This is a genomic window from Nocardia sp. NPDC005745 (genome assembly GCF_040630775.1).
Classification (GTDB): Bacteria; Actinomycetota; Actinomycetes; order Mycobacteriales; family Mycobacteriaceae; genus Nocardia.
In genome coordinates, this window is sequence record NZ_JBEXYF010000009.1 from 190,998 (window position 1) to 214,562 (window position 23,565).

The 23,565-nt window shown below is 69.4% G+C and carries 24 protein-coding genes; 13 read left to right on the forward strand and 11 right to left on the reverse strand.

The features are described from left to right. Positions 1-241: 241 nt before the first annotated feature. Both bioD and ABZ420_RS12680 read right to left on the reverse strand, forming a co-directional pair. A complete protein-coding gene (gene bioD / locus ABZ420_RS12675) occupies positions 242-916 on the reverse strand; it encodes a dethiobiotin synthase (RefSeq protein ID WP_040865989.1) in 675 nt (224 codons plus the stop codon). After that, on the reverse strand, positions 913-2,061 hold the full coding sequence (locus tag ABZ420_RS12680; RefSeq protein ID WP_357120953.1) for an 8-amino-7-oxononanoate synthase: 1,149 nt from the start codon (positions 2,059-2,061) through the stop codon (positions 913-915). Before ABZ420_RS12680 ends, bioD begins: the two co-directional genes overlap by 4 nt. 126 nt (positions 2,062-2,187) lie before the next feature. On the opposite strand from ABZ420_RS12680, the gene ABZ420_RS12685 reads away from it, so the two are divergent. Then, positions 2,188-2,508 carry a hypothetical protein gene (locus tag ABZ420_RS12685; RefSeq protein ID WP_357120956.1) on the forward strand — a complete coding sequence of 107 codons (321 nt, stop codon included), beginning with the start codon at positions 2,188-2,190 and terminating at the stop codon, positions 2,506-2,508. Here the strand turns inward: ABZ420_RS12685 and ABZ420_RS12690 are convergent. After that, positions 2,495-2,977 (reverse strand): MarR family transcriptional regulator, encoded by a 483-nt coding sequence (locus ABZ420_RS12690; protein ID WP_357120959.1) that lies wholly within the window; start codon positions 2,975-2,977, stop codon positions 2,495-2,497. The two genes, ABZ420_RS12685 and ABZ420_RS12690, sit on opposite strands and share 14 nt — an antisense overlap. A 59-nt stretch (positions 2,978-3,036) precedes the next feature. Between ABZ420_RS12690 and ABZ420_RS12695 the strand changes: the two genes are divergently transcribed. Continuing rightward, positions 3,037-3,408, forward strand: coding sequence for a cupin domain-containing protein (locus tag ABZ420_RS12695; protein ID WP_357120962.1), 372 nt, complete (start codon positions 3,037-3,039; stop codon positions 3,406-3,408). A gap of 4 nt (positions 3,409-3,412) precedes the next feature. On the opposite strand, the gene ABZ420_RS12700 is transcribed toward ABZ420_RS12695, so the two are convergent. Then, a complete protein-coding gene (locus tag ABZ420_RS12700) occupies positions 3,413-4,693 on the reverse strand; it encodes an adenosylmethionine--8-amino-7-oxononanoate transaminase (protein ID WP_357120965.1) in 1,281 nt (426 codons plus the stop codon). 167 nt (positions 4,694-4,860) lie between these two features. On the opposite strand from ABZ420_RS12700, the gene ABZ420_RS12705 reads away from it, so the two are divergent. From ABZ420_RS12705 to treY, 3 genes are all read left to right on the forward strand, one after another. Beyond that, the gene (locus tag ABZ420_RS12705; protein ID WP_357120968.1) at positions 4,861-5,787 is read left to right on the forward strand and encodes a helix-turn-helix domain-containing GNAT family N-acetyltransferase; all 927 of its coding nucleotides are present in this window, start codon (positions 4,861-4,863) and stop codon (positions 5,785-5,787) included. 160 nt (positions 5,788-5,947) lie between these two features. Next, positions 5,948-8,068, forward strand: coding sequence for a glycogen debranching protein GlgX (gene glgX, locus ABZ420_RS12710; RefSeq protein ID WP_357120971.1), 2,121 nt, complete (start codon positions 5,948-5,950; stop codon positions 8,066-8,068). 35 nt (positions 8,069-8,103) lie between these two features. Continuing rightward, complete coding sequence (treY, locus tag ABZ420_RS12715) at positions 8,104-10,512, forward strand: malto-oligosyltrehalose synthase (RefSeq protein ID WP_357121076.1); 2,409 nt, start codon at positions 8,104-8,106, stop codon at positions 10,510-10,512. On the opposite strand, the gene ABZ420_RS12720 is transcribed toward treY, so the two are convergent. Both ABZ420_RS12720 and ABZ420_RS12725 read right to left on the reverse strand, forming a co-directional pair. Beyond that, entirely contained in the window at positions 10,498-11,709 is a 1,212-nt protein-coding gene (locus ABZ420_RS12720; protein ID WP_357120974.1) for a DUF2235 domain-containing protein, read from the reverse strand. The two genes, treY and ABZ420_RS12720, sit on opposite strands and share 15 nt — an antisense overlap. A gap of 92 nt (positions 11,710-11,801) precedes the next feature. Beyond that, a complete protein-coding gene (locus ABZ420_RS12725) occupies positions 11,802-12,035 on the reverse strand; it encodes a hypothetical protein (RefSeq protein WP_357120977.1) in 234 nt (77 codons plus the stop codon). Positions 12,036-12,123: 88 nt separating this feature from the next. Between ABZ420_RS12725 and ABZ420_RS12730 the strand changes: the two genes are divergently transcribed. Both ABZ420_RS12730 and ilvA read left to right on the forward strand, forming a co-directional pair. Further along, on the forward strand, positions 12,124-12,558 hold the full coding sequence (locus tag ABZ420_RS12730) for a nitroreductase family deazaflavin-dependent oxidoreductase (protein ID WP_357120980.1): 435 nt from the start codon (positions 12,124-12,126) through the stop codon (positions 12,556-12,558). Between the two features lie 76 nt (positions 12,559-12,634). After that, complete coding sequence (gene ilvA / locus ABZ420_RS12735) at positions 12,635-13,990, forward strand: threonine ammonia-lyase IlvA (protein ID WP_357120983.1); 1,356 nt, start codon at positions 12,635-12,637, stop codon at positions 13,988-13,990. Between the two features lie 173 nt (positions 13,991-14,163). Here ilvA and ABZ420_RS12740 read toward each other — a convergent pair whose 3' ends face one another. Both ABZ420_RS12740 and treZ read right to left on the reverse strand, forming a co-directional pair. After that, the gene (locus tag ABZ420_RS12740) at positions 14,164-15,414 is read right to left on the reverse strand and encodes a serine hydrolase domain-containing protein (protein WP_357120986.1); all 1,251 of its coding nucleotides are present in this window, start codon (positions 15,412-15,414) and stop codon (positions 14,164-14,166) included. Between the two features lie 110 nt (positions 15,415-15,524). Further along, positions 15,525-17,267, reverse strand: coding sequence for a malto-oligosyltrehalose trehalohydrolase (gene treZ / locus ABZ420_RS12745; RefSeq protein ID WP_357120989.1), 1,743 nt, complete (start codon positions 17,265-17,267; stop codon positions 15,525-15,527). Between the two features lie 566 nt (positions 17,268-17,833). Here treZ and ABZ420_RS12750 point away from each other — a divergent pair. Further along, complete coding sequence (locus tag ABZ420_RS12750; protein ID WP_357120992.1) at positions 17,834-18,451, forward strand: class I SAM-dependent methyltransferase; 618 nt, start codon at positions 17,834-17,836, stop codon at positions 18,449-18,451. Between the two features lie 3 nt (positions 18,452-18,454). On the opposite strand, the gene ABZ420_RS12755 is transcribed toward ABZ420_RS12750, so the two are convergent. Further along, on the reverse strand, positions 18,455-18,856 hold the full coding sequence (locus ABZ420_RS12755) for a hypothetical protein (RefSeq protein ID WP_357120995.1): 402 nt from the start codon (positions 18,854-18,856) through the stop codon (positions 18,455-18,457). 159 nt (positions 18,857-19,015) lie between these two features. Here ABZ420_RS12755 and ABZ420_RS12760 point away from each other — a divergent pair, with 159 nt between their 5' ends. Together ABZ420_RS12760 and ABZ420_RS12765 are read left to right on the forward strand one after the other, a co-directional pair. Continuing rightward, complete coding sequence (locus ABZ420_RS12760) at positions 19,016-19,588, forward strand: TetR/AcrR family transcriptional regulator (RefSeq protein WP_357120998.1); 573 nt, start codon at positions 19,016-19,018, stop codon at positions 19,586-19,588. A gap of 72 nt (positions 19,589-19,660) precedes the next feature. After that, on the forward strand, positions 19,661-20,860 hold the full coding sequence (locus ABZ420_RS12765; RefSeq protein ID WP_357121001.1) for a Cmx/CmrA family chloramphenicol efflux MFS transporter: 1,200 nt from the start codon (positions 19,661-19,663) through the stop codon (positions 20,858-20,860). 83 nt (positions 20,861-20,943) lie between these two features. On the opposite strand, the gene ABZ420_RS12770 is transcribed toward ABZ420_RS12765, so the two are convergent. After that, complete coding sequence (locus ABZ420_RS12770) at positions 20,944-21,153, reverse strand: DUF397 domain-containing protein (RefSeq protein ID WP_357121004.1); 210 nt, start codon at positions 21,151-21,153, stop codon at positions 20,944-20,946. Then, complete coding sequence (locus ABZ420_RS12775) at positions 21,150-22,043, reverse strand: helix-turn-helix transcriptional regulator (protein ID WP_357121007.1); 894 nt, start codon at positions 22,041-22,043, stop codon at positions 21,150-21,152. The genes ABZ420_RS12770 and ABZ420_RS12775 overlap by 4 nt, the downstream gene beginning before the upstream one ends. 162 nt (positions 22,044-22,205) lie before the next feature. Between ABZ420_RS12775 and ABZ420_RS12780 the strand changes: the two genes are divergently transcribed. The 3 genes from ABZ420_RS12780 (at position 22,206) to ABZ420_RS12790 (ending at position 23,473) form a co-directional block, all read left to right on the forward strand. Continuing rightward, positions 22,206-22,457: a hypothetical protein gene (locus tag ABZ420_RS12780; protein WP_357121011.1), complete on the forward strand. Its 252-nt coding sequence runs from the start codon at positions 22,206-22,208 to the stop codon at positions 22,455-22,457. Positions 22,458-22,637: 180 nt separating this feature from the next. Continuing rightward, positions 22,638-22,931 (forward strand): hypothetical protein, encoded by a 294-nt coding sequence (locus ABZ420_RS12785; protein WP_357121014.1) that lies wholly within the window; start codon positions 22,638-22,640, stop codon positions 22,929-22,931. A gap of 350 nt (positions 22,932-23,281) precedes the next feature. Then, positions 23,282-23,473: a hypothetical protein gene (locus ABZ420_RS12790; RefSeq protein WP_357121017.1), complete on the forward strand. Its 192-nt coding sequence runs from the start codon at positions 23,282-23,284 to the stop codon at positions 23,471-23,473. Positions 23,474-23,565: the final 92 nt, after the last annotated feature.

Here is a 23,565-nt window from a genome sequence, read left to right on the forward strand (position 1 = left end):
TTCCGGCCACAGCGGCGTGCACTGACTTCGACATCGGCGCCGCCCCTCGGGGTCGTGCGGCGAGCAGGTGATGGTTTTGCTCACCGGTCGCCGCAGGGTCGACCGGTTCGCACGAGATGATCTGCCTCACTGTTCGCACGGGACCAGCCGTGCGAAACGGCCGTGATGGTGTCCCTGTGCGCGGTGGTCTTGCCGGTGCCGGTGGGTTCGTCGTAGGTATGTCACCAACCGGCCCGGCTCGTCAGCGGAAAGGCGACCAGGCGGGATCGAACCACCCCGCGGCGGCGGCGGTGAATCGCGCGCGCTGCCAGCCGCCCGCGCCTTCCGGCACCGACCCCACCAGGTCGACGCCGGTGACGCGGGGCAGATCGGTGCGGTTGCACTCGGCGGCGAGGTCCGGTTCGGCGGGCCAGGAGCCGATCACCAGGCCCGCGCACCGCACGCCCGCCGATTGCAGTGCGCGGGTGGTCAGTTCGGTGTGATTGAGCGTGCCCAGCCCGGCGGCGGTGACCAGCAGGACGGGTGCGCCGAGTTTCTGGGCGAGGTCGAGCAAGGTGAAATCGCCCAGGCGCACCAGCAGTCCGCCCGCGCCCTCGACCAGGACCAGGTCGGCGTCCGCCAGGGAGTCGACGGCGGCGGCGGTGTCGGCGAGCGTCAGCTCCGGCAGCCCGGCGCGGCGGGCGGCGGTGTCGGGCGCCAGCGGGTCGGGGTAGCGGGCGAGTTCGACCGTCCTGGTGACGCCCGACAGCCGCTCGATCTCCGCGAGGTCACCCGGTTCGCCTGCCGCGACACCGGTCTGGCCCGGCTTGCACACCGCCACCGAACGACCGCTTGCCCGCGCCACGGCGGCGACGGCCGCGGTGACGACGGTCTTGCCGACGTCGGTGGAGGTTCCGGTGATCAGCAGGACGGTCACGCGGGCACCGCCTCTCGCGCCTCGGCCAGCACCTCGCCGAGCACCGCCGCGATGGCATCGAGTTCGGCCGCGGTGAGGTTCGCGCGCGCGGTCAGGCGCAGTCGCGACGTGCCTTCCGGAACCGTCGGCGGACGGAAGCAACCCACGTCGAGCCCCCGCGCCCGGCAGGCCTGAGCGGCGTCGAAGGCCACCTGCGCCGGGCCGAGCACGACCGACACCACCGCCGACGGCGGCGTGGGCACCCCGGCGATCCGGGCGATGTCGGCGGCGCGGTCCAGCACCCGACCGGCCAGCTCCGGTTCGGAGCGCAGCAGGCGCAGCGCGGCCCGCGCGGCGCCGACAGCGGCGGGCGCGAGACCGGTGTCGAAGATGAACGTGCGCGCGGCATCGATGAGGTGGGCGCGCACCCGCGCACTGGCCAGCACCACACCGCCCTGCGCGGCAAATGATTTCGACAGCGTGGCGGTGATCACCAGGTCCGGCGCACCGGCCAGCCCGCACTCGTGCACCAGCCCGCGTCCGCCCGCGCCGCGCACGCCGAGGCCGTGCGCCTCGTCCACCACGAGCACCGCCGCGTTGGCCCTGGTCACCCGGTGCAGTTCGGTCAGTGGCGCGAGATCGCCGTCGGCGCTGAACACCGAATCGGTGAGTACCAGCGCGCGTTCCTCGGTGCGCTCCGACAGCAGCCGGTCCACCGCCGCGACGTCGCGATGCGGCGCGATCTCCACCCGGGCGCGCGACAGCCTGCACGCGTCCACCAGCGAGGCGTGACTACCGGCGTCGGAGATCACGAGCGAGCCGCGCCCGGCGAGGGCGGTGACCGCGCCCAGGTTGGCCGCGTACCCGGAGGCGAACACGAGTCCCGCTTCGGCGCCGACGAATTCGGCCAGCTCCGTCTCCAGCAGTTCGTGCTCCGCGGTGGTGCCGGTGACCAGGCGCGACCCGGTCGCCCCCGCGCCCCAGCGGCGCACCGCGTCGATGGCGCCTTCGATCACGTCGGGGTGGCGGACCAGGCCCAGGTAGTCGTTGGAGGCGAGATCGATCGACGACGCCTGCGCGGCGCGCGGGCGCAGCTCGCGGCGCAGTCCCGCGGCCACGCGCGCCGACGCGCGTTCGTCCAACCAGCTCAGCGGATCGGTAGTCACAGCTCCGCAGCATACTTGAACGCTGTTCAGGACGCCTGCCCACCGCCCGCTGGTACCGTTGAGCCGACGTTGGTGGTTGTCACCGGCCTGCGGTGGCGAAGTTTCACCGGGGAGGAAAACGGCCGAATGCCGCGGTGGGCGATAGTCGTCGAGGAAACAACGGGCTCGGGGGAGCAGAAGCGCTGGTCACCCCGGATCCTCACCGAAGTGGTCGGCACGCGCGCGCAGGCATTGGCGAAGCTGGCCGGCGTGCTGCCCACCTACACTCCCGAACATCCCAAACTGCGCGGCCGCCGCATCGTCCTGCGCGACGGCGACACCTACTTGCTGATGGTTCGTGGCTGGTCGGACGATTACCACTGCATCTTCCGGGTGTGGGAGATGGTGTCGGACAGCGATCGTCCGGAGATCCCCGGCACCCCGCACGACCGGCTCACGGACCGGTGAACCAATTCGGCGTATCGAGCCGGAACACCTCGCCGGGCGTCAGCAAGCGCAGATCGCGTTCCAACTCGGCCAGCCGGTGCGCGCCGAGCAGGTTCGCCCAGCGGTCGTGGATCCGGTCGAAGGCGCGCGCCGATCGGGCCAAGACGTCCTCGGCGCGTTCGGTCAGCGTGTAGACCTTGCGGCGCGCGTCGGTCGGATCGTGCCCACGGCGCAGGTAGCCCAGCCGCTCGAGCGTCTCGATGTGCTTGCCCGCGGCTTGTTTCGAGACGCCGAGCGCGCGCCCGAGATCCGCGGCCGCGCAACCGTAGGGCCCGCCCGCGCGGCCGACCGCCTGGAAGACGAAGCCGTGCAACGGCCGCAACTCGGCATGCCCGTGCTCGGCCAGTTCGGCGTGCACCTCGTCGATCACGGCGCGGAAGCCCAGCAGCATGCGCAGCGGCAACTCGTAACCACCCGCGTCACTTGACATGATGGACAACCTCGTTGACTATATGGACAACCATATTGTCCATCTTAGGTGGTAGCCCGATGACCGTCATCCGACACTCCGACACCCGCCGCACCGAAACCCCGGGCGGCGTCATGACCACACTCGCCTCCCCCACCCAGGGCGGCTCCGGGCTCGCGCTGTGGCGGGTCGAGGTACCCGCGGACACGGCCGGACCGCTGCACTTCATCGACGCCGAACAGATCTGGACCGTCCTCGCCGGACACGTCGACATCGTGCTCGACGGCACGGAACTCACTGCCGCCGAGGGCGATACCGTGATCCTCCCGGCGAACGTCCTGCGGCAGGTGCGCACCGGGAACGGCTTCACCGCCATCGTCACCGCACCGGCGGGCGCCCGGGCCGGGACACCGGACGGCGACGGCACGATCGTCCCGCCGTGGATCGCCTGACCGGTCACCGAGCGGTCTGCGCGGCCACCGCGGCGCGCATCCCGGCGGTGATCGTCGCGATGTCGCCGGAGGTGCTGATGAATGGCGGCATGGTGTACACCAGGTTGCGGAACGGACGCAGCCACACCCCGGCGGCCACCGCGGCGTCGGTCGCGGCGCGCATGTCCACCGGACGGTCCAGCTCGATCACGCCGATCGCGCCGAGCACCCGCGCCTCCACCACGCCGGGCAGGCCACGCACCGGAGCCAGGCCCGCCGCCAGCTCCGCCTCGATCCGGGCCACCTCGCCGCGCCAGTCGCGCGAGCGCAGCAACTCGATCGACGCGACGGCGACCGCGCAGGCCAGCGGGTTGCCCATGAATGTGGGACCGTGCATGAGCCCGCCGTGCGCCGCGCTGATCGTCTCGGCGATCCGCGTGGTGCACAGCGCGGCGGCGAGGGTGAGATAGCCGCCGGTCAGCGCTTTGCCGACGCACATCACATCCGGGCTCACGCCCGCCACGTCGGCCGCGAACAGCGTTCCGGTGCGGCCGAATCCGGTCGCGATCTCATCGAAGACCAGCAGCACGCCGTGTTCGTCGCACAGCCTGCGCAGGTCGGTGAGATAGCCGGGGTGGTGCCAGCGCATCCCGCCTGCCCCCTGGACGAGCGGCTCCACGACGACCGCCGCGAGTTCGCCCGCGTGCGCGGCGATCAGGCGCTCCAGTTCCGCCGCGTACTCCGGCCGGTACTCGCTCGGCGGCACCGGCGCGAACACCTGGTTCACCAGGATGTCGCTCCACAGCGAGTGCATGCCGCCCTCGGGGTCGCACACACTCATCGGCGTGAACGTGTCGCCGTGGTACCCGCCGCGCCAGGTGAGCAGCCGCCGCTTCTCCGGCTTGCCCAGCGAGCGCCAGTACTGCAGGCACATCTTCACGGCGACCTCGACCGACACCGAGCCGGAGTCGCACAGGAACACTTTGTCCAGCCCGGCCGGTGTCGATTCGACCAGCAGTTCGGCCAGCCGGGCCGCGGGCTCGTGGGTGAGCCCGCCGAACATCACGTGACTCATCCGCCGCGACTGGTCGACCAGCGCGGCGTCGAGCACCGGATGCCGGTAACCGTGGATGGCGGCCCACCAGGAACTCATGCCGTCGACCAGCTCGCGGCCGTCGGCCAAGGTCAGCCTGGTGCCCGCGGCGGCGGTCACCACCAGCGGTTCGGTCGTCGCCGGGAAACCACCGTAGGGATGCCAGACGTGTTCGGCGTCGAGTGCGGTGATCTCGTCGGGGGTCAGTGCCACAGGAATCCTCGCGTCACGGCCCCGGCCGTCCGGGGCGTCTTGAACGCCGTTCAAGTTAGCACCCGAGCCGGTTGGCTCCCTCGGGCAGGTCGGCGCAGTCCGGCCGTTTCCCGACCCAGCGGGCCGCCCCGCGATATTCTTTGACTCAGTCAAAGATTGGAGCCGACGTGACCGCCGCCGACATCGCCGCCGTCCGCGAGTTCAACCGCCACTACACCCGGGTGATCGGCGTACTGGGCGAGGGACTGCACGACAGCCGGTACTCGCTGACCGAGGCGCGAATCCTGTTCGAACTGGCGGCAGCCGACGCGACCGAAGTGGTCGCGCTGCGGCGCGCGCTCGACCTCGACGCCGGCTACCTCAGCCGCATCCTGGCCCGGTTCGAACAGTCCGGTCTCGTGCGGCGCAATCGCTCCGGCACCGACGGCCGCCGCCAGGAGGTGCGGCTGACCGACCGGGGCAGGGAGGTCTTCGCGACGCTCGATCAACGCTCCAGCGACGAAGTCGGCGCGCTGCTCGACGGGCAGCCGCAAGCGAATCGGACCCGGCTGATCACGGCGATGCGAACCATCCAGCGGATTCTGGACCGGCCCACCGCCGCGCCCGCCTTCTCGCTGCGAGGCCCGCGCTCGGGCGATTACGGCTGGGTCATCCAGCGCCATGCGGAGCTCTACGCGAACGAATACGGCTGGGACGCGACCTACGAGGAACTGATCGTGCGCATCGTGGCCGATTACCTGGCTTCCCGCGACGAGCGGCGCGAGCGCGCCTGGATCGCGGAAGCGGACGGCCACCCGGTGGGCAGCGTCTTCTGCGTTCGAGAGGACGACAGCACCGCGCGGCTGCGGTTGCTGCTGGTGGAGCCCACCGCCCGCGGCCTCGGCGTCGGTTCGGCGCTCGTCGGCGAGTGCCTGCGCTTCGCCACCGCGGCGGGGTACCGCGAGATCGTGCTGTGGACCAACGACGTGCTCACCGCGGCGCGGCACGTCTACCAACGGGCGGGCTTCGAGCTCGTCGACCAGAGCCCGCATCACAGCTGGGGTCACGACCTGGTCGGCCAGACCTGGCGGCGGGCGCTCACGCCCGGGGACTGACGCGCCCGCCGGGCAGCTCGCCCGGCGGTCTCCCGTTCGTCGCGGCACTTCCCGGCTACTACTGCCGCCGCCGGCCGGAAAACGCCTCCGACCTGCCCTGATCCGGTCGGCCGGAACCACCCGCACTGCGGAATGCCCCGCTGGCGCTACTGTCGTTGCCATGGCTCAGCCCGACGCAGCGCCCGGCGACGCGACCCCACTGGGTGTCTGGCCCGGCACCGCCTATCCCCTCGGGGCCACCTACGACGGCGCGGGCACCAATTTCTCGGTGTTCTCGGAGGTTGCCGACGCGGTCGAACTCTGTCTGATCGACGGGGACGGCGCCGAGACGCGGATCGCGCTCGACGAGGTCGACGGCTATGTCTGGCATGCCTACCTTCCCGCGATCGATCCCGGTCAGCGCTACGGATTCCGGGTACACGGCCCCTACGACCCCGACCGCGGCTTGCGCTGCGACCCGAGCAAGTTGCTGCTCGATCCGTACGGCAAGGCGTTCGACGGCGACTTCGACGATGATCCCTCGCTCTACACCTACGGACTGGACTCGCTCGGCCACACCATGACCGGCGTGGTGATCAACCCGTACTTCGACTGGGGCGCCGACCGCGCGCCCAACCGTCCGTACCACGAGACCGTGATCTACGAGGCGCACGTCAAAGGCATGACGATGACCCATCCCGATGTGCCGGAGGAATTGCGCGGCACCTACTCGGGCATCGCGCACCCCGCGATCGTGGATCACTTGAAGGGGTTGGGCGTCACCGCGATCGAGCTGATGCCGGTGCACCAGTTCCTGCACGACCGTGTGCTCTTGGACCAGGGACTGCGCAATTACTGGGGCTACAACAGCTTCGGCTACCTCGCGCCGCACAACGGGTACGCGGCGATGGACCGCGCCGGGTCGGCGGTCACCGAGTTCAAGGCGATGGTGCGCGCACTGCACGCCGAGGGCATCGAGGTGATCCTCGACGTGGTCTACAACCACACCGCCGAGGGCAACCATCGCGGTCCCACGATCGGCTTCCGCGGCATCGACAACGCCGCCTATTACCGCCTGGTCGACGACGATCCCTCGCACTACATGGATTACACGGGCACCGGCAACAGCCTCAACGTGCGCCACCCGCACACCTTGCAGCTGATCATGGACTCGCTGCGCTACTGGGTCCTGGAGATGCACGTCGACGGCTTCCGCTTCGATCTGGCCGCGACGCTGGCGCGGGAGCTGCACGACGTGGACCGGCTCTCGACCTTCTTCGACCTGGTGCAGCAGGATCCGGTGGTGAGCCAGGTCAAGCTCATCGCCGAACCGTGGGATGTCGGCGAGGGCGGCTACCAGGTCGGCAATTTTCCCGGCCTGTGGACGGAATGGAACGGCAAGTTCCGCGACACCGTGCGCGACTACTGGCGCGGCGAACCGGCGACGCTGGGCGAGTTCGCCTCTCGGCTCACCGGCTCCTCGGACCTCTACGAGGCCACCGGCCGCAGGCCGAGCGCGAGCATCAACTTCGTCACCGCGCACGACGGATTCACGTTGCACGACCTGGTGTCCTACAACGAGAAACACAACGAGGCCAACGGCGAGGACAACCGTGACGGCGAGAGCTGGAACCGCTCGTGGAACTGCGGCGCCGAAGGGCCGACCGACGATCCGGACATCCTCGCCCTGCGCGCCAGGCAGAGCCGCAACCTGCTCGCGACGCTGATGCTCAGCCAGGGTGTGCCGATGCTCGCGCACGGCGACGAGATGGGCCGCACCCAGCACGGCAACAACAACGTCTACTGCCAGGACTCGCCGCTGGCCTGGATGGACTGGTCGCTGCGGGAGAAGAACGCCGAGCTGCTCGAATTCACCCGCGCGGTGATCGCGTTGCGCACCGAGCACCCGGTCTTCCGGCGCCGCCGCTTCCTGGCGGGCGGCCCGACCCGTTCGGCGGGCGACGCCCGCGACATCGCCTGGCTCACCCCCTCCGGCGAGGAGATGACCGAAGCGGACTGGGACAGCGGCTTCGGCAAGTCGCTGGCGGTCTACCTCAACGGCGAGGCGATTCCCGAGCCGGGCCCCCGCGGCGAACGGATCACCGATGACTCGTTCCTGCTGTGTTTCAACGCCCACGACGAGGCTATCGACTTCGTGCTACCCCACACCGGCGACGGCGGGGAATGGTCGGTGGCACTGGATTGCTCGACGCCGACCGGCCTGGCCGACGCCGGGTACCCCGGTGGCGCGACCGTCACCGTCGAAGCTCGCTGTCTCCTCGTCCTCCGCCAGGCCGCCTGACCAGAATGCCGATGAACCCACCCGATTCCACCGAGATGCACGTGACCGACCCGGTATCGCTGCGCCGCAAGCCCGCTCGCCAGACGACGATCCGCAGCGCCTACCGGCTCCAGCTACGACCGGACGCACTGACCTTCGCCGAAGCGCGCGCCATCGCGGAATACCTCCAGCAGCTGGGCATTTCGCACCTCTACCTGTCGCCGATCCTGACCGCCACGAACGGCTCGACGCACGGCTACGACGTCACCGACCCGACCACGGTCTCCGCCGCCCTTGGCGGGCCGACCGGGCTCAAGGCCCTCGCCGACGAGGTGCGCAGCCGCGGCATGGGACTGATCGTGGACCTGGTGCCCAATCACGTCGGTGTGGCCGATCCGCGACAGAACGCCTGGTGGTGGGACGTCCTGCGGAACGGTCGAGAGTCCAGGTTCGCGCCGTACTTCGACATCGACTGGAGTCCCGGCAACGGCGCGGGCGGACGGCTGGCGCTGCCGGTGTTGCAGAGCGAGAACGATCCGGCCGCCTTGACCGTGGACCGCTCCGGCGCCGAACCCATGCTCGCGCTGCACGATCTGCGTTTCCCGATCGCGCCGGGCACCGACGGCGACAACGCCCTGCGTATCCACGACAAGCAGCACTACCGCCTGGTGAGCTGGAAGGCCGGGCTGTGCACCTACCGGCGGTTCTTCGCGGTCAGCAGCCTGGCCGCGATCCGGCAGGAGAACCCCGAGGTCTTCGAGGTCACCCACCGGGAACTCGCCGCGTGGTGCGAGCACGACTTGATCGACGGCGTGCGCATCGACCATCCGGACGGTCTGGCCGATCCGGCAAGCTACCTGACCAGGCTGCGCAGGCTGATCGGCCCGCACCGGTTGCTGCTGGTGGAGAAGATCCTGGCCAACCGCGAGCCGTTGGACGCGACGCTGCCGATCGACGGCACCACCGGCTACGAGGCGCTGGCCGATTTCGGCGGCGTGCTGATCGATCCGCGCGGGGAACACGCGCTCACCGAACTGTCGCGCCGGGTCGCCGGGCACGGCAGCGACCGGGCCTGGATCGGCGAGACCGAGCACCGGATCAAGCGAGCGGTCGCGGAGACCATCCTGACGCCGGAGATCCGGCGGCTGGTGGCCGCCATCAAACAGGATGCGAATGCCGAGAGCTTCGACACCATGGCGCTGACCAACGCCACCATCGAGGTGCTGGCGTTCATGCCGGTGTACCGGGCCGACTACGCGCCGCTGGCCGGGATGGCGGGCGCGGTGATCGCCGAGGTGGAGAAGCGCAACAGCGAGCTCACCGCGCCGCTGGCGGTCCTGGTCGCGGCGCTGGCCGCCGACGGGGCCGCGGCGGTGCGCTTCAGCCAGGTCTGCGGGGCGGTGACCGCGAAGGCGGTCGAGGACACCATGTTCTATCAGGCCGCGCGGCTGGTCTCGTTGCAAGAGGTCGGCGGCAACCCGGCGCGTTTCGGTCACTCGCTCAACGAGTTCCACCTGTCCAACAGCCAGCGCGCGCAGCTGTGGCCCGCGACCTTGACCACACTGTCCACGCACGACACCAAACGCGGCGAGGACGTGCGCGCCCGTATCGGCGTCCTGTCCCAGGCCGCGGAGACCTGGGCGCGCAATGTCGACGCCTGGCTGGAGACCGCTCCGGCGCCGGACGGCGCGACGGCGCTGTTCCTGCTACAGAACATGTTCGGGGTGTGGCCCGCGGACGGCAGACCCGCCGCCTCGGTGCCCGGCCTGCGCGAACGCCTGCACGCGTTCGCCGAGAAAGCGATCAGGGAGGCGAACACCAAGACCTCCTGGGAGGAGCCGGACGCCGAGTTCGAGTCCGCCGTGCACGCGTGGCTGGACGTCGTGATCGACGGGCCGGTGGGCTCCGAACTGGGTGACCTGGTGCACGAGCTGGCCCCGCACGCCTGGTCGGACTCGCTGTCGCAGAAACTGCTGCAACTGTGCGGACCGGGCATCCCGGACGTCTACCAGGGCTGTGAGCTGTGGGAGGACTCCCTCGTCGACCCGGACAACCGCAGGCCGGTGGACTTCGCCGCCCGCGCGGGCATGCTCCAGTCGCTCACCGGCACACCTGCGCTGGACACCACCGGTGCGGCGAAGATGTGGATCGTCGCCTACGCGCTGTGGTTGCGCCGCGAACGTCCCGATTGCTTCGTCGGCGGCACCTACCGGCCGCTGTTCGCCACCGGCGACCACGCGGCCAAGGTGGTGTCGTATGCCCGCGGCCGCACCGGTGAGCCGCCCGAGGTCATCGTCGCCGCCACCCGGCACAGCGTGAGCCTGGCCGAGACGGGATGGGGCGATACGTTCCTCGACCTGCCCGCGGGCAGCTGGACCGACCGGTTGACCGGCCACACCTTCCAGGGCCGGGCCAGGCTGGAGAAGATGTTCGCCAGGCTGCCCGTCGCGCTACTGGTGCGCTGAGAGCTCGAGCGGGGGCGCGTCGGGCACCGCGGGAACCCGCTCGAGTTCCTTCGCGAAATCGCCGCGCACCTGCTCGAAGGTCTTCTCCGGGATCACGCCGCCCAGCTCTTCGCGCCAGCGGCGCAGGTTCGCGGGCTGGTAGTCCAGCGCGTCCTGCGTGCTGACCGACAGCCGGACGCCCTGATCGGTGGGCGTGGCGATCCGCCGCCAGGAATCCCAGTGGAAGCGGCGGCTGCGCGGATTGCGCAGGGTGCGCACCAGATTCAGGACGCGGTAGCCGATGCTCAGCGAATCGTGCAGCCGCATGTGATCGCCCTTGGTGGTGTCGCAGCGCTTGGACAGCGCGTCCAGCCGGTCCCGGTCGAAGGCCAGCCCGACCGACTCCGCCTCCCGGACCATCCACTGCAACGTCGCGTCGGACAGGCCGCATTCGGCGTAGCCGCCGCCGATGTCGGTGTGCACGCCAGGGAACCACACCTGCTTGACCCGCTCGAAACCGCGCCGGTACTTCACAGTCGGTTCGACCGGCACCTCCCACAGGGACGGTTCGAAGTTGCGCCGCCGTTCATCGATGGCCAGCGCCTGGCGGGCGCAGTGCACGTGGCGGGAGAGCTTGACGTCGTGGAAGCGGTGCCGCAGCGAGGTGACGCCGGGGACGCCCAGCGCGCCGACGGTGTCGAACACGCCGAGGAAGTCGATCTTCGCTCGCCGGCAATTCTTCCGGCGGAACTCCTGCCATTCCTCCGGCTCGGCCGGATCCGGGTCCTCGGGCGTCGGCGCGGGCGGGCGCTGCCGATAGATGCGCAAGGCATCCGGGTACTTGCCCGCGATCATCGCCTCCGGGGTCATGATCCCGATCCGGCTGATCAGACCCGCCAGGCTGCGCGCGGTGAAGGCGCCGCGACTGAAGCCGAAGATGTAGATCTCGTCGCCCTTTTCCCAGTTCAGGGCGAGATGCCAGTAGGCGGACGACAGGTTCGCCTCGAGTCCGAGTCCGAAGGCGCCGCCCAGAAGGCGATCGCTGAGGAAACCGCGGGCGCCCGGGCCGGAGACGTAGGTGACCCACTGCTGGATCGTCTCCCCCGCCGGGCCCGGCGCGTCGAAGCGGATCGTCTGCGCGATCTTGACGATGTTCGACACCGTGCTGCTCGATTCGGCCTTCCAGGTGCCGTCGCAACATACAACGAGACGTTTCATGCGCTGATCCTCCCGCTGCTGTCCCACCGAAACCCGCGTATTCCACTACTCGAATTCATCGCGTGGGACGGGAAAGCGTTAATGCGGGGGAGCTACGGCGTGTCGCCGGGCAGCTCGCCCGGACCCGCGAGCGCCATGCCGATCAGCCACCGCGCCGCCGCGAGCGCTGCCGCCGCCAGCACCGCGACCTGCGGCGAGCCCGTGATCAGGACCAGGACGAGGCAGGTCGCCAGCCCGACGACGAGTGCGTCGAGCTTGTAGGCCGGCCACGCGCTACCGGCGATGTCGATCGTGGTGCCGCGCGCCGAAGAGTGAACGACCGCCATCTCCTCAGGGTAGTCGGAACAAGAAGTTCGGGCCAGCGAACTTTTTGTCGCAGGGAACACACCGATTCGCCGCGGTGTTGCGGCAGTCATGCCACTGACAGGTGAATACGAACCGAGCACATCCGACTGGGCCCGCGAGCAAGCCGAGAAGTACGAGAACTCCGGCGGCACCGAGGGCGCGACCTTGCAGGGCAAGCCCATCATCCTGCTCACCACCAAGGGCGCGAAGAGCGGCAAGCTGCGCAAGACGCCGCTGATGCGAGTCGAGCACAACGGCGAGTACGCCGTGGTCGCCTCCTTGGGCGGCGCGCCGAAGCACCCCGTCTGGTACTACAACATCAAGGCCGAACCGCACGTGGAGTTGCGCGACGGCACGGTGAAGAAGGACTACACCGCGCGCGAGGTCTTCGGTGAGGAGAAGGCGCAGTGGTGGGAGCGCGCGGTCGAGGTGTGGCCGGACTATGCGAACTACCAAACCAAGACCGACCGTCAGATCCCCGTCTTCGTCCTCACGCCCAGGTAGTTCCTACGCAGGTCGCCCAGCGTGTCATGGCCACCCGCCGCAGGTCACCGCCGCGGCGGGTGGCACCATGATTGGGGTGTCCAATCCGCTTGATGTCCTCGACGCATTGTCCGCTTCTCGCCCCGCGCTCACCGCGGACGAGATCGATGCTGCCGCCAAGCGAATTGCCGACGTCATCGATCCGACCCCGCTCCAGCACAGCGAGCGGCTGTCCAAGCTCACCGGGGCGACCGTCTATCTGAAACGCGAAGACCTCAGCGCGGTCCGCTCCTACAAGCTGCGCGGCGCCTACAACCTGGTGATCCAGCTGACCGAGGCCGAACGCGCCGCGGGCGTGGTCGCGGCCAGCGCGGGCAACCACGCCCAAGGCGTCGCGTTCGCCTGTCAGACGATGGGGATCAAGGGCCGCATCTACGTCCCGACCACGACACCGAAGCAGAAGCGCGACCGCATCCGGGTACACGGCGGCGAGTTCGTCGAGTTGATTGCCGTCGGCGAGACCTACGACGCCGCCGCCACGGCCGCCGCCGCCGACGTGGAGCGCACCGGCGCGACCATGGTGCCGCCGTTCGACGACGCGCGCACCGCCGCCGGTCAGGGCACCATCGCCGCGGAGATCCTCGAGCAATTGGACGGCCCGCCGGACCTGGTGATCGTGCCGGTGGGCGGCGGCGGCTGCCTGGCCGGTATCGGCACCTACCTGCGGGCGCGTTCCCCGCGCACCGCCATCCTGGGCGTGGAGCCCGCGGGCGCGGCCTCCATGACGGCGGCCCTGGTGGCGGGCGGTCCGGTCACGCTGCCGGAGATCGACCCCTTCGTGGACGGCGCCGCGGTGCGCCGGGTCGGCGCCGTGCCGTACGCCGCGGTGGCCGGATTCGGCGGGCGAGTGGTCTCGCACGCCTCGCTGCCGCTGCTGACCGTCACCGAATCGCCCAGGGGCGCGGGCGCTTTCCAGATGATGCAGGTCGACGAGGGCGCGATCTGCACCACCATGCTCGATCTGTACCAGAACGAGGGCATCATCGCCGAGCCCGCCGGCGCGCTCACCACGACGGCGCTGGCGGAGATCAGCGTGGAGCCGGGCTCGACGGTGGTGTGCCTGGTGTCCGGCGGCAACAACGACGTGTCCCGCTACGGCGAGATCATCGAGCGCTCGCTGGTGCACAGCGGCCTCAAGCACTACTTCCTGGTGGATTTCCCGCAGGAGCCCGGCGCGTTGCGCCGTTTCCTCAACGAGGTGCTCGGCCCCGAGGACGACATCACCCTGTTCGAGTACGTCAAGCGCAACAACCGGGAGACGGGCGCGGCGCTGGTCGGCATCGAACTCGGCGCCCCCGACGGCCTGGGGCCGCTGCTGGAGCGGATGCACCATTCCCCGATCCAGTGCGAGCGCCTCGAGCCCGATTCTCCGGCCTACCGCTACCTGACCTGAGCGAATTGTCCAGCGGTTCGAGCCGACCCGAGCGGGGATGTCAGGCGGGTCGACCCGGCCTGAACCGCGTCCTCGGCGGGTCGGCCCCACCTCAGCCGCGTCCTCGGCGGATCGACCCGGCCTGAGCCGCATCCTCGGTGGGTCGACTCCAGCTCGGCCGGACCGCCGCCGGGTCAGGCCGCCTTGGGCGTTTCCGCCGCCGGTATGCGGCGGCGGGAAGCGCGCAGGCAGTTCATCATGAGCGGCAACAGCCAGAATGCCGCCGTCTGGTCGTAGCCGATCTGCGCGGCGGACAACCGGTTGTGCACGAAGCCGACCGACAGGCCCAGCCGGGGTTCGGCCCAGCCGAAGGAACCGCCGAGGCCGATGTGCCCGAACCCGGCGTGGGCGCCCGGCGCAGGCAGCGAGTGGTAGCCCAGCCGCCACATCATCGGCAGGTAGAACAGCGCGCGGTCGGGCTGATAGGTCTCGACCCGGCGCAGCGCCTTGATGGTGCGGCGGCCGAGGTACCTGCCGCCCGCCACGGTGCCGTCGCCTGCGAGCGCGCCGTACATCGTGGCCAGCGCGGGCGCGGTGCACACACCGTTGCCCGCGCCGAGTTCGGTCTCCAGGATCGGCGGGCTGGCGCCCTCGAGAATGGCTTCCAGACCGGGCAGGAACAGGCAGCGGGTGGCGGCCCCGAGCGCGCCGGGAATCCGGTGGCTACGGCCGAGAACCGCGGCCCCCAGCGGCTTTCCGAGCATGCTCAGCTGGGTGCCCGCGAGCGGCGCGTAGGTGATCGCCGCGTCGGCCGGTGGCTTGCCCAGATGCAGGCCGTCGATACCGAGCGGCTCGGCGACCTCGGTTTGGAACAGTTCGGCCAGGCTCGTGCCGGTGATCGCGCGGGCCAAGCCGCCGACCAGCCAGCCGAAGGTGAGCGCGTGGTAGGTGGGCACGCCGAGCAGGCGGTCGGGCTTCGCCGCGGCCAGGCGCTGCTCCATCAGCTCGTGATCCAGCACGTCGGCCAGTCCGCCGGTGGCGAGGGGGGCCAGCGCGGACAGTCCCGCCCGGTGGGTGAGCATCTGGCGGACGGTGATCTTGCGCTTGCCGTTGGCGCCGAATTCCGGCCAGTACTCCGCGACGGGGGCGGAATAGTCGAGCAACCCGCGGTCGGCGAGACGATGCACGACGGTGGCGGCGATCCCCTTGGTGGCCGAGAAGATGATCGTGCCGGTGTCTCTGGTCCACGGAGCGTCACCAGCGGAACCGACCCAGATGTCGACCAGCGGCTCTCCGTGCCGGTGCAGCGTGAACGCCGCGCCCGCACCCCGGCGAGTGCCGAATGCCCGTGCGAAAGCACGCACGAACGGTGCGAATTCGGCGGCGGCGCTGCCACCCATCCCCGGGGGAAGAACCGCGAGGTCCCCGGAAGCGACGTTGCTCATCTCTCCACGGTAATGGCATGGGACGATTCCGGCAAAGTACCTGTCTCGGACAGTGGTACGCCCGCTATCCCGGAACCGCCCGAAAAGCGGCCCGGAGCTGGGATTCCACGCTATCGGCGCGGGCCGGGCAGCGCGGTTTCCAGCAGGGTGAAGGAGTGGCCGGGAACGGTTGTGGCGGAAGGGCCGATCGTCGGGGAATCCCAGGACAGCAGCGGGAGGCCCGCGATCGGGATCGCGACCTGGTCCTCGCCGAGGTTGCACATCAGGGCCAGCGTGCCCCGGCGCACGACGATCCATCGCGCGGCCTCGTCGTAGTCCACCGAAACGTGGGTCAGCCAGGGGTCGCTGAGCTCCGGCCGGTCACGGCGCAGGGCGAGCAGGGCGCGATAGCAGGACAGCAGCCGGGCGTGCTCCGGCTCGTCGGCTTCGGTCCAGTCCAGCTTGGAGCGCAGGAACGTCTTCACGTCCTGCGGGTCGGGCACCTCGCCTGCGGGCCAGCCGTGTGCGGCGAACTCCTTCTTGCGCCCGGATGCGGTGGCGGCGGCGATTTCTGGGTCGGTGTGTGAGGTGAAGAACTGGAACGGCGCGCGCGCCCCCCACTCCTCCCCCATGAACAGCATCGGTGTGAACGGGCCACACAGGACGAGGGCGGCTTTGATCGCGAGCTGGCCGTCGGTCAGGTAGGCGCTGGGGCGGTCACCGAGCGCCCGGTTGCCGATCTGATCGTGGTCGCAGGTGTAGGCCAGCAGGGCGCTGCCCGGGATCAGGCCGCGATCGATCGGCCTGCCGTGCGTGCGGCCCCGGAAGCTGGAATACGTTGCGGCGTGGAAGAACCCGTGCTTCAGGGTGCGGGCCAGGCAGCGCAGCGAGCCGAAGTCGGCGTAATAGCCCTGCCGCTCACCGGAGACGGCGGTGTGCACGGCGTGGTGCAGGTCGTCGTTCCACTGCGCGGTCAGGCCGTAGCCGCCTGCCGCACGCGGGGTGATCAGCTTCGGGTCGTTGAGATCGCTCTCCGCGATCAGCGTCAGCGGCCTGCGCACGTGGGTGGCCAGCCGCTCGACGGCGACCGACAGCTCGGCCAGCAGGTGGGTGGCCGTGCGGTCGACCAAGGCGTGCACCGCGTCCACGCGCAGCGCGTCGATGTGGAAATCGCGCAACCAGCGCACCGCGTTGTCGAGGATGTATCCGCGCACGTGGTCGGACTGCGGGCCGTCGAGGTTGAGACTCTGCCCCCAGGTGTTGCGGCCCTCGGTCAGGTAGGGCGCGAAGCGCGGCAGGTAGTTGCCGGACGGGCCGAGATGGTTGTAGACGACGTCCAGGCAGACCGCCAGTCCCCGGAGATGGCAGGCGTCGACGAAGCGCTGGAGGCCGTCGGGCCCGCCGTAGCTCTCCTGCACCGCGTACCAGAGCACGCCGTCGTAGCCCCAGTTGTGCGTGCCGTCGAAGGCGTTCACCGGCATCACTTCGACCACGGTGACGCCCAGTCCGACGAGATGGTCCAGCCGGTCGATCGCGGCGTCGAAGGTGCCTTCGGGGGTGAACGTTCCGATGTGCAGTTCGTAGTAGACCGCCCCGGCGTGCGGCCGCCCGGTCCAGTCCGCGTCCGTCCACCCCGCCGGATCGAGAGTGTGCAGCGCCGAGCGGGCGTGCACCCCGTCGGGCTGGCGCGGCGAGCGGGGATCGGGCAGCACGGTCGGGTCGTCATCGAGCAGGAAGCCGTACCTGGCTCCGCTCACGGCCGGAATATCGGTGCGCCACCACCCGTCCGGCGACCGAGTCATCGAGTGGACGACACCCTCCAGATCCAATCGCACCGCCTCCGGCCGCGGCGCCCACACCTCGAACAAAGTCACCGCGCCAGCATCGCACGGGCACACCCGGCCCGCCGGATACGGACACCGACCTGGGGTGCGGCGGCGCGCACAGCCACCGGATAGGAGCACCGACCCGGGCACAATGGCGCGCACAGCCATCAGATATGAGCACCGGCCCCGGCACAACGGCGCACGCGACCACCATCGCGAACACCGACCCAGGCCGAACAGCGCACGCGACCACCAACGTGAACTCGGCCTCCCACACAAGAGCGCGCACCACCATCAACACGGACGCCGACCCCGGGCGCAGGGGCACGCACCACCACCAACACCGACCCAGGCCCAACAGCGCACAGCACCGCGAACACCGACCCTCGGCACAACAGCGCGCACGACCACCGACACCCGACCTGACCAGAGCCGCGTGCGCAGCCACCGAGCTCGACCACAGCGGCATGTGCGGTCCCGGCTTGCCGCCAGCCCGGCTGAAGTCGCTTCACTCGATCCGCGCCACCACGCTGACCGGGCTGGGCGCGGGGCGCCCACCGGGTTGTCGCCGTAGGCCCCTGGCCCGGACGGGCGATGCCTGCAAGAGTGGAGGTGTGGGTGTCTATGCGGAACACGTGGTTCCCCGGATCGTCAACCTGGCCTGCGGGATGCGGGACCTGGATCCGCTGCGCGAGCGGGCCTGCGCCGATCTGCACGGGCAGGTCGTGGAAGTCGGTTTCGGTTCGGGTTTGAACGTGCCGTTCTATCCGGCGACGGTCGCGTCGGTGCATGCGGTCGAGCCCGCCGATCTGGGCTGGCGGCTGGCGAGCGACCGCGTCACCGCCGCCACCGTGCCGATCGAGCGGGCCGGGCTGGACGGGCAGGCGCTGCCCTTCCCGGACGACACCTTCGACTGCGCGCTGTCGACCTGGACGATGTGCACCATCCCCGACATCGCCGCCGCGCTCGCCGAGGTGCGCCGGGTGCTCGTCCCCGGCGGGACCCTGCATTTCGTCGAGCACGGGCTGGCGCCGGACGAGAAGGTGCGGGCGTGGCAGAACCGGCTGAACCCGGTCCAGAAACGACTGTTCGGCGGCTGCCACCTGAACCGCGATATTCGCGGCCTGGTGACAGACGCCGGTTTCGAGATCCGCGACGCCGAGTCGTTCTACGGGGAGCACGCTCCCCGCTTCCTGGTCGCCCAGACGCTCGGTGTCGCGGTGTCGCCCTGACGATCAGACGATGCGGACCGACAAGGTGTAGGTCGCGTTGCCGCGACTCGGCTCCACCGAGATGGTGTAGTAGCCGCTGCGCGGCAGGGTGATCCGGCTCCAGGTCTCCTCGAGGCACAGGACGCTTCCGTCGGGCGCGGTGGTGCTGAACCGCGCGTTGCCCTCGACGGAGGTGAGTTCCGTGATCAGCGTCTGCCCGGCCCGCGCCTCGAACGCGTAGGTGTCGGCGTCGCCGCGAACCACCGCGCCGTCGATGGACGCGTGGTCGCTCCCCGGCGCGAACTCGATCGCGTACACCGACCCCGCGTTCGCGGCCCCCGCACCGACCGCCGCGACGGCCAACGCGGCCGCGAGCACGGTGGCGCCGAGTACGAGCAGGCGCAGGCTCCGGAGTATGGCTTGCATGACGATCCTCTTTCCTGGGAGTGGACGACTGGCCGAGAACTGTCCGCCACCGCGCCAATCGAATGCTTAACAGCCGCTTGGACATCGGAACACCGCAGGTCGGAGCCCCGTCCGGAATATACTGTAACGATCTGTTCAAAACCGTGCTAGCGTGAACCCATGCCACGCCCCAGGTTGTTCGACGAGGACCGCGCGCTGGACGCGGCGATGCACGCGTTCTGGCGCACGGGGTACGAAGCGACCTCCACCGAAGACCTGTGCGCCGCGACCGGACTGGGCCGCAGCAGCATCTACAACACCTTCACCAGCAAACGCGACCTGTTCGAGCGCGCCCTGCGCCGCTACATGACGACCAAGAACGCCGCGACATTCGACCTGCTCGACAGCCGGACGGAGGTGCGCGCGAAGATCCACGCACTGCTGTGGCAAATCGTCGAAGCGCCCGAGGAGGACCCGCTCGGCTGTCTCGTGGTCAATTCGACGATCGAGTTGGCCCCGCGCGACCCCGAACTGGCCGCCGTACTCGCCGCCGACCAGGAGCGACGGCTCGCCGTGCTGACCGACGCGTTCGAAACGGCCAGACGCGCGGGCGAGATCGCACCGGACAAGAACCCATCCGCGCTGGCCCACTTCGTGATCGCCACCATCGGCGGCATGCGAGTGGCCGCACGCGGCGGCGCGGATCGCGAGACACTGGCCGCCATCGCGACTACCGCGCTCGACGCGCTCTGAACCTTCCACCCCTGGCGACGGCTTTGCCGTGCCCTCATTTTGGATAGATCAGTACAATATAAGGAGGTACCGATGCCCGTGGCGATCTACGTCCTGGGTCTGTCGATCTTCGCCCAGGGCACCTCGGAGCTGATGCTCGCGGGCCTGCTCACCGAGCTGGCCGCAGACCTGGGCGTCTCCGTGCCGCGCGCGGGCCTGCTCATCTCCGGGTTCGCCCTGGGCATGCTGGTGGGCGCGCCGGTGCTGGCCGTCGCGACGCTGCGCTGGTCGCGGCGCACCGCACTGCTCGCCTTTCTCGCGGTGTTCGTCGGCACCCACGTGGTCGGAGCACTGACCTCGGACTACTGGGTGCTGTTCGCGACGCGGGTGGTCGGCGCGTTCGTCTACGCCGGATTCTGGGCGGTCGCTGCGACGACGGCGATCGGCCTGGTGCCCGCCACCGCGCGCGGCAAGGCGATGAGCATCGTCGCGGGCGGGCTCACCCTGGCCATCATCATCGGGCTCCCGGCGGGCACCGTGATCGGGCAGCAACTGGGTTGGCGGGCGGCGTTCTGGGCGGTGGCGCTGCTCTCGGCAGCGGCCGGGATCGGCGTGCTGGCGAAGATCCCCGGCGGACGGACCGACGCGCCGACCCGAATGCGCACCGAACTGCGCACCATGATGCGCCCCGCGCTCTGGCTGTCCTACGCCACCACCGCCCTCGCCATCGCCGCCCTGATGGTCACCTTCGCCTACCTCGGCGCTCTGCTGTCGCGCGTCACCGGCATGGCGGACGGCTGGATCCCGGTGGTACTCGGCGTCTACGGGCTCGGCGCGTTCCTCGGCATCGTCGTCGGTGGGCGCTCCGCCGACACTCGCCCGCTCACCAGCCTGTACGTCGGCATCACCGGCGGCGTGCTCACCTCGGCGCTGCTCGCCCTCACGATGGAACACCCTGTGCCCGTCGTGCTGTTGTCATTCCTGTTGGGAGCCTTCGGGTTCGGCATCAATCCCACTTTGAACAGCCGCGTCTTCACCCTCGCGGGCGACGCGCCCACCCTGGCGGGAGCCACGAACATCTCCTCGTTCAACGTCGGCATCACCGCAGGCCCCTGGCTCGGCGGTCTCGCCATCGGCGCGGGCCTCGGCTACCCGGCGGTGGCGTGGATCGGCGTAGTTCTCGGCGTGGCCGCACTCGCCGTCGTGGCGTGCAGCCACGCGTTGCACCGCAAGGAGGTGGCGCGAGCTGCGACCGAGCCCGCACCAGCCCCGCTACTGGCCGACATGGTCTGACAGCTCCTTTCGCAACGGCAGCGGCCTTGCCCCGGCCCCATGTAGCCCGGATGCAGGCCGCTGCTGCGGACGGTGGGATCTATTCAGCCCGGCCGGTTGAACTCCCCGCCACGGACGCCAGCGGCGAAGGCATCCCACTGGCCCGGCGCGAAGATCAACGCCGGACCGGTCGGGTTCTTCGAATCGCGAACACCGACATAGCCCGCCTCCAGCCAGGCGACTTCGACACATTCGTTCCCCGTGCCGCTGTGTGTCGACTTGAACCATCGCGCGCCGGTTAGGCCGATAGTCACTGTTCATATCTCCTTGCCACCTGCCGGAGCAGGTCTCTCGATGGTTGTTCCTCCAGCGCAGCGCACAGGATCGTTTCGTGGATTCTGCGGTAGCGCTTCACATCGTCCTCGCCTTCGAAAAACATTACGCCGGTGTTGTTTTCGGCGTATACGACTGGAGGCTCCGATCGACCGCCCGTACCGTACACCGGGAAATCGAGCATGATGTAAGGCAGTACGGGGACACAGTCGCCCGGAAACCCGGCCGTGAATGGCAGTATCCGCACGGTGACGTTTGGGCGAGTGCTCATGTCCGCCATGTGTCTATGTTGCGCAGCCATGACGGCACGGGAGCCGACGATCGTGTGCAGAACACCCTCGTGCACCACGAACTCAGCTCTTACAGGGTTTATTCGCAGAGTCAGGATCGCCGCCCGCCGCAATCGAAGTTCTACACGGCGCTCGATATCTTCCTGAGTATCATTCGGAAGATACGGCCGCTCAATTGCTCGCGCGTAATCGGCTACTTGGAGCAGGCCCGGGATAACGAGTGGCTGGTACATTGCAAGTTGCGACGCCCCGGATTCGAGCCCGAGATACGTGTTGAATCCAGGCATAATCAGATTGCGGGACGCCTGCCACCATGATTTCGTAGGCGACTGCTGCGCAAGAATTTTAAGCTCTTCGATCTGTTCCGCGTCCAGGTCGTACAGCTTGCCGAACGCCTCCACATCGCGCAGTATGACCTTGTCGTTCTGCCCCTTCTCGATCCGGCCGACCGAGGTCTTGCCCATCTCCATGAGCTGCGCGGCCCGCTCGAGCGTGAACCCGGCACCTTCTCGCGCCTCTCGCAGTGCCCGCCCGAGTTGCCGACGCGGCAACGTCGAACCAGGCTGATCGTCCTTCCCCATCGCTCCCCTTTTCCCCTGCTCGGTCCGAAACGGCCCAGGATCCGGTCCGGTTCGGACGTCGAACTACGTGTGCACCGGTCCGGACTCTGCGCAAATGGCAGACTTCGTCGGGCCGTCCGTTTTCCCAGCCCAGATGCTGTTGGCCTGCAGCAACATAGCCGCATGGCCAAGCAACAGGGAAGCCTCTCCGCCGCACAGGTCCGAATCCTGCGGGCGCTGAACTGCGGCGGGATGCTCACCGAACATCAGATCGAGGTGTCGGCCTGCCTCACCGAGTGGAAGACCCGCCACGCGCTGGCGAACCTGGTCAGCCACGAACTCATCGTGGCGGGAGCCCGAAGAGGCCGCTACGAAATCACCCAACGCGGCCGAAACACGCTGGCACCCGAGCCATCCGGCTCCCCGCAGGCGTGACGTCCGCGCGTTTCAAGATCAACGACACCCGGTCGAGAGGCCTTCTCGCGAAATGCCGCAGCCGTGTGCCACTCGACATCACCGGCCCCGGTGGGTTATGGAGGAATTGGGAATATGTTGCGTTTTCGCGGGGATGAAGGCGTTTTGGTTGCGCCGCCGGGTATTTGCGGTTCGGCCGAGGTGGAGTTGGCGCATCGGCAGATGCGGCGGCACCGGGAATGCCGGGTCGATCGGTGTGCGTGGAAGGCGGTCGCCTTTCACACCCTCGTGCGGCACGGCCGGATCGTGCCGCAGGAGACGAGCCCGCGCGAACGCGCGCACCGGCGTGGCATCGACTTCCCCACCGATCACACCGGTCCCGCGCTGTCCGCCGACAGCATGCCGGAACCCCGAACCTTCCAGGAGGTGCTCGATGGACTGGGCCGGCTCGCCGAGGACCTGCGCACCGGTTCGGGCGACGGCTGCCGGCGGTGAGCGAGCGTGGGAATATGGCCCGCGGTGTCGAGCATCGCGGCGATCTTCGCCGGATGCGGCACGGTACTCCTCGTCATCGGCTGTGTGTGGCCCACCGATCAGCCACGCCGACCGGCCGCTGGACGGAAATCAGCTCGCAGGCAGCGACACTCGCACCCGATCCGATGGCCGGAAGAGTGGACATGCGCGACACCTGCCCAGCAGCTGACCATCGCCGCCGCACACCGCGCCATGCAACTACACCGCGAACACGACTGCGCTCGCAAACGCGCCGCATTCGCCGCGCTGGTCACCACCGGGCGCGTCACGCCGGATTCCGCACGACAACAACCCACATGGAGACCTGACTCATGAATGAAACCGCACGAGATCCGATCGCCGAACGGCTCCGGGAACTGACCGATCGAGCCACACGCGGGGGTTACCGCCTGGTGCGCGATCCCGTATCACCGCGTGACTGGCAACTTGTGGACGCCGAAGACGGCGATACCGTCGTCACCGCCGCGAATCTCACGCAGATCGAGCAATGGCTCGATTCGTAACGCGCGCAGCCCGCTGCAGGCGGTCACACAGCGTAGGACCAGCGCATCGAGGCCGCCCCACAGCACCGAAGACGGCAACATCGTCCGCCGCA

What these genes read in the sequence shown, in the direction of transcription:
- ABZ420_RS12685 (WP_357120956.1), top strand. Translation starts at nt 2,188, where the DNA reads ATGCCGCGGTGGGCGATAGTCGTCGAGGAAACAACGGGCTCGGGGGAG.
- ABZ420_RS12690 (WP_357120959.1), bottom strand. Translation starts at nt 2,977, where the DNA reads ATGTCAAGTGACGCGGGTGGTTACGAGTTGCCGCTGCGCATGCTGCTG.
- ABZ420_RS12695 (WP_357120962.1), top strand. Translation starts at nt 3,037, where the DNA reads ATGACCGTCATCCGACACTCCGACACCCGCCGCACCGAAACCCCGGGC.
- glgX (WP_357120971.1), top strand. Translation starts at nt 5,948, where the DNA reads ATGGCTCAGCCCGACGCAGCGCCCGGCGACGCGACCCCACTGGGTGTC.
- treY (WP_357121076.1), top strand. Translation starts at nt 8,104, where the DNA reads ATGCACGTGACCGACCCGGTATCGCTGCGCCGCAAGCCCGCTCGCCAG.
- ABZ420_RS12720 (WP_357120974.1), bottom strand. Translation starts at nt 11,709, where the DNA reads ATGAAACGTCTCGTTGTATGTTGCGACGGCACCTGGAAGGCCGAATCG.
- ABZ420_RS12725 (WP_357120977.1), bottom strand. Translation starts at nt 12,035, where the DNA reads ATGGCGGTCGTTCACTCTTCGGCGCGCGGCACCACGATCGACATCGCC.
- ABZ420_RS12730 (WP_357120980.1), top strand. Translation starts at nt 12,124, where the DNA reads ATGCCACTGACAGGTGAATACGAACCGAGCACATCCGACTGGGCCCGC.
- ABZ420_RS12740 (WP_357120986.1), bottom strand. Translation starts at nt 15,414, where the DNA reads ATGAGCAACGTCGCTTCCGGGGACCTCGCGGTTCTTCCCCCGGGGATG.
- ABZ420_RS12755 (WP_357120995.1), bottom strand. Translation starts at nt 18,856, where the DNA reads ATGCAAGCCATACTCCGGAGCCTGCGCCTGCTCGTACTCGGCGCCACC.
- ABZ420_RS12760 (WP_357120998.1), top strand. Translation starts at nt 19,016, where the DNA reads ATGCCACGCCCCAGGTTGTTCGACGAGGACCGCGCGCTGGACGCGGCG.
- ABZ420_RS12765 (WP_357121001.1), top strand. Translation starts at nt 19,661, where the DNA reads ATGCCCGTGGCGATCTACGTCCTGGGTCTGTCGATCTTCGCCCAGGGC.
- ABZ420_RS12775 (WP_357121007.1), bottom strand. Translation starts at nt 22,043, where the DNA reads ATGGGGAAGGACGATCAGCCTGGTTCGACGTTGCCGCGTCGGCAACTC.
- ABZ420_RS12780 (WP_357121011.1), top strand. Translation starts at nt 22,206, where the DNA reads ATGGCCAAGCAACAGGGAAGCCTCTCCGCCGCACAGGTCCGAATCCTG.
- ABZ420_RS12790 (WP_357121017.1), top strand. Translation starts at nt 23,282, where the DNA reads ATGAATGAAACCGCACGAGATCCGATCGCCGAACGGCTCCGGGAACTG.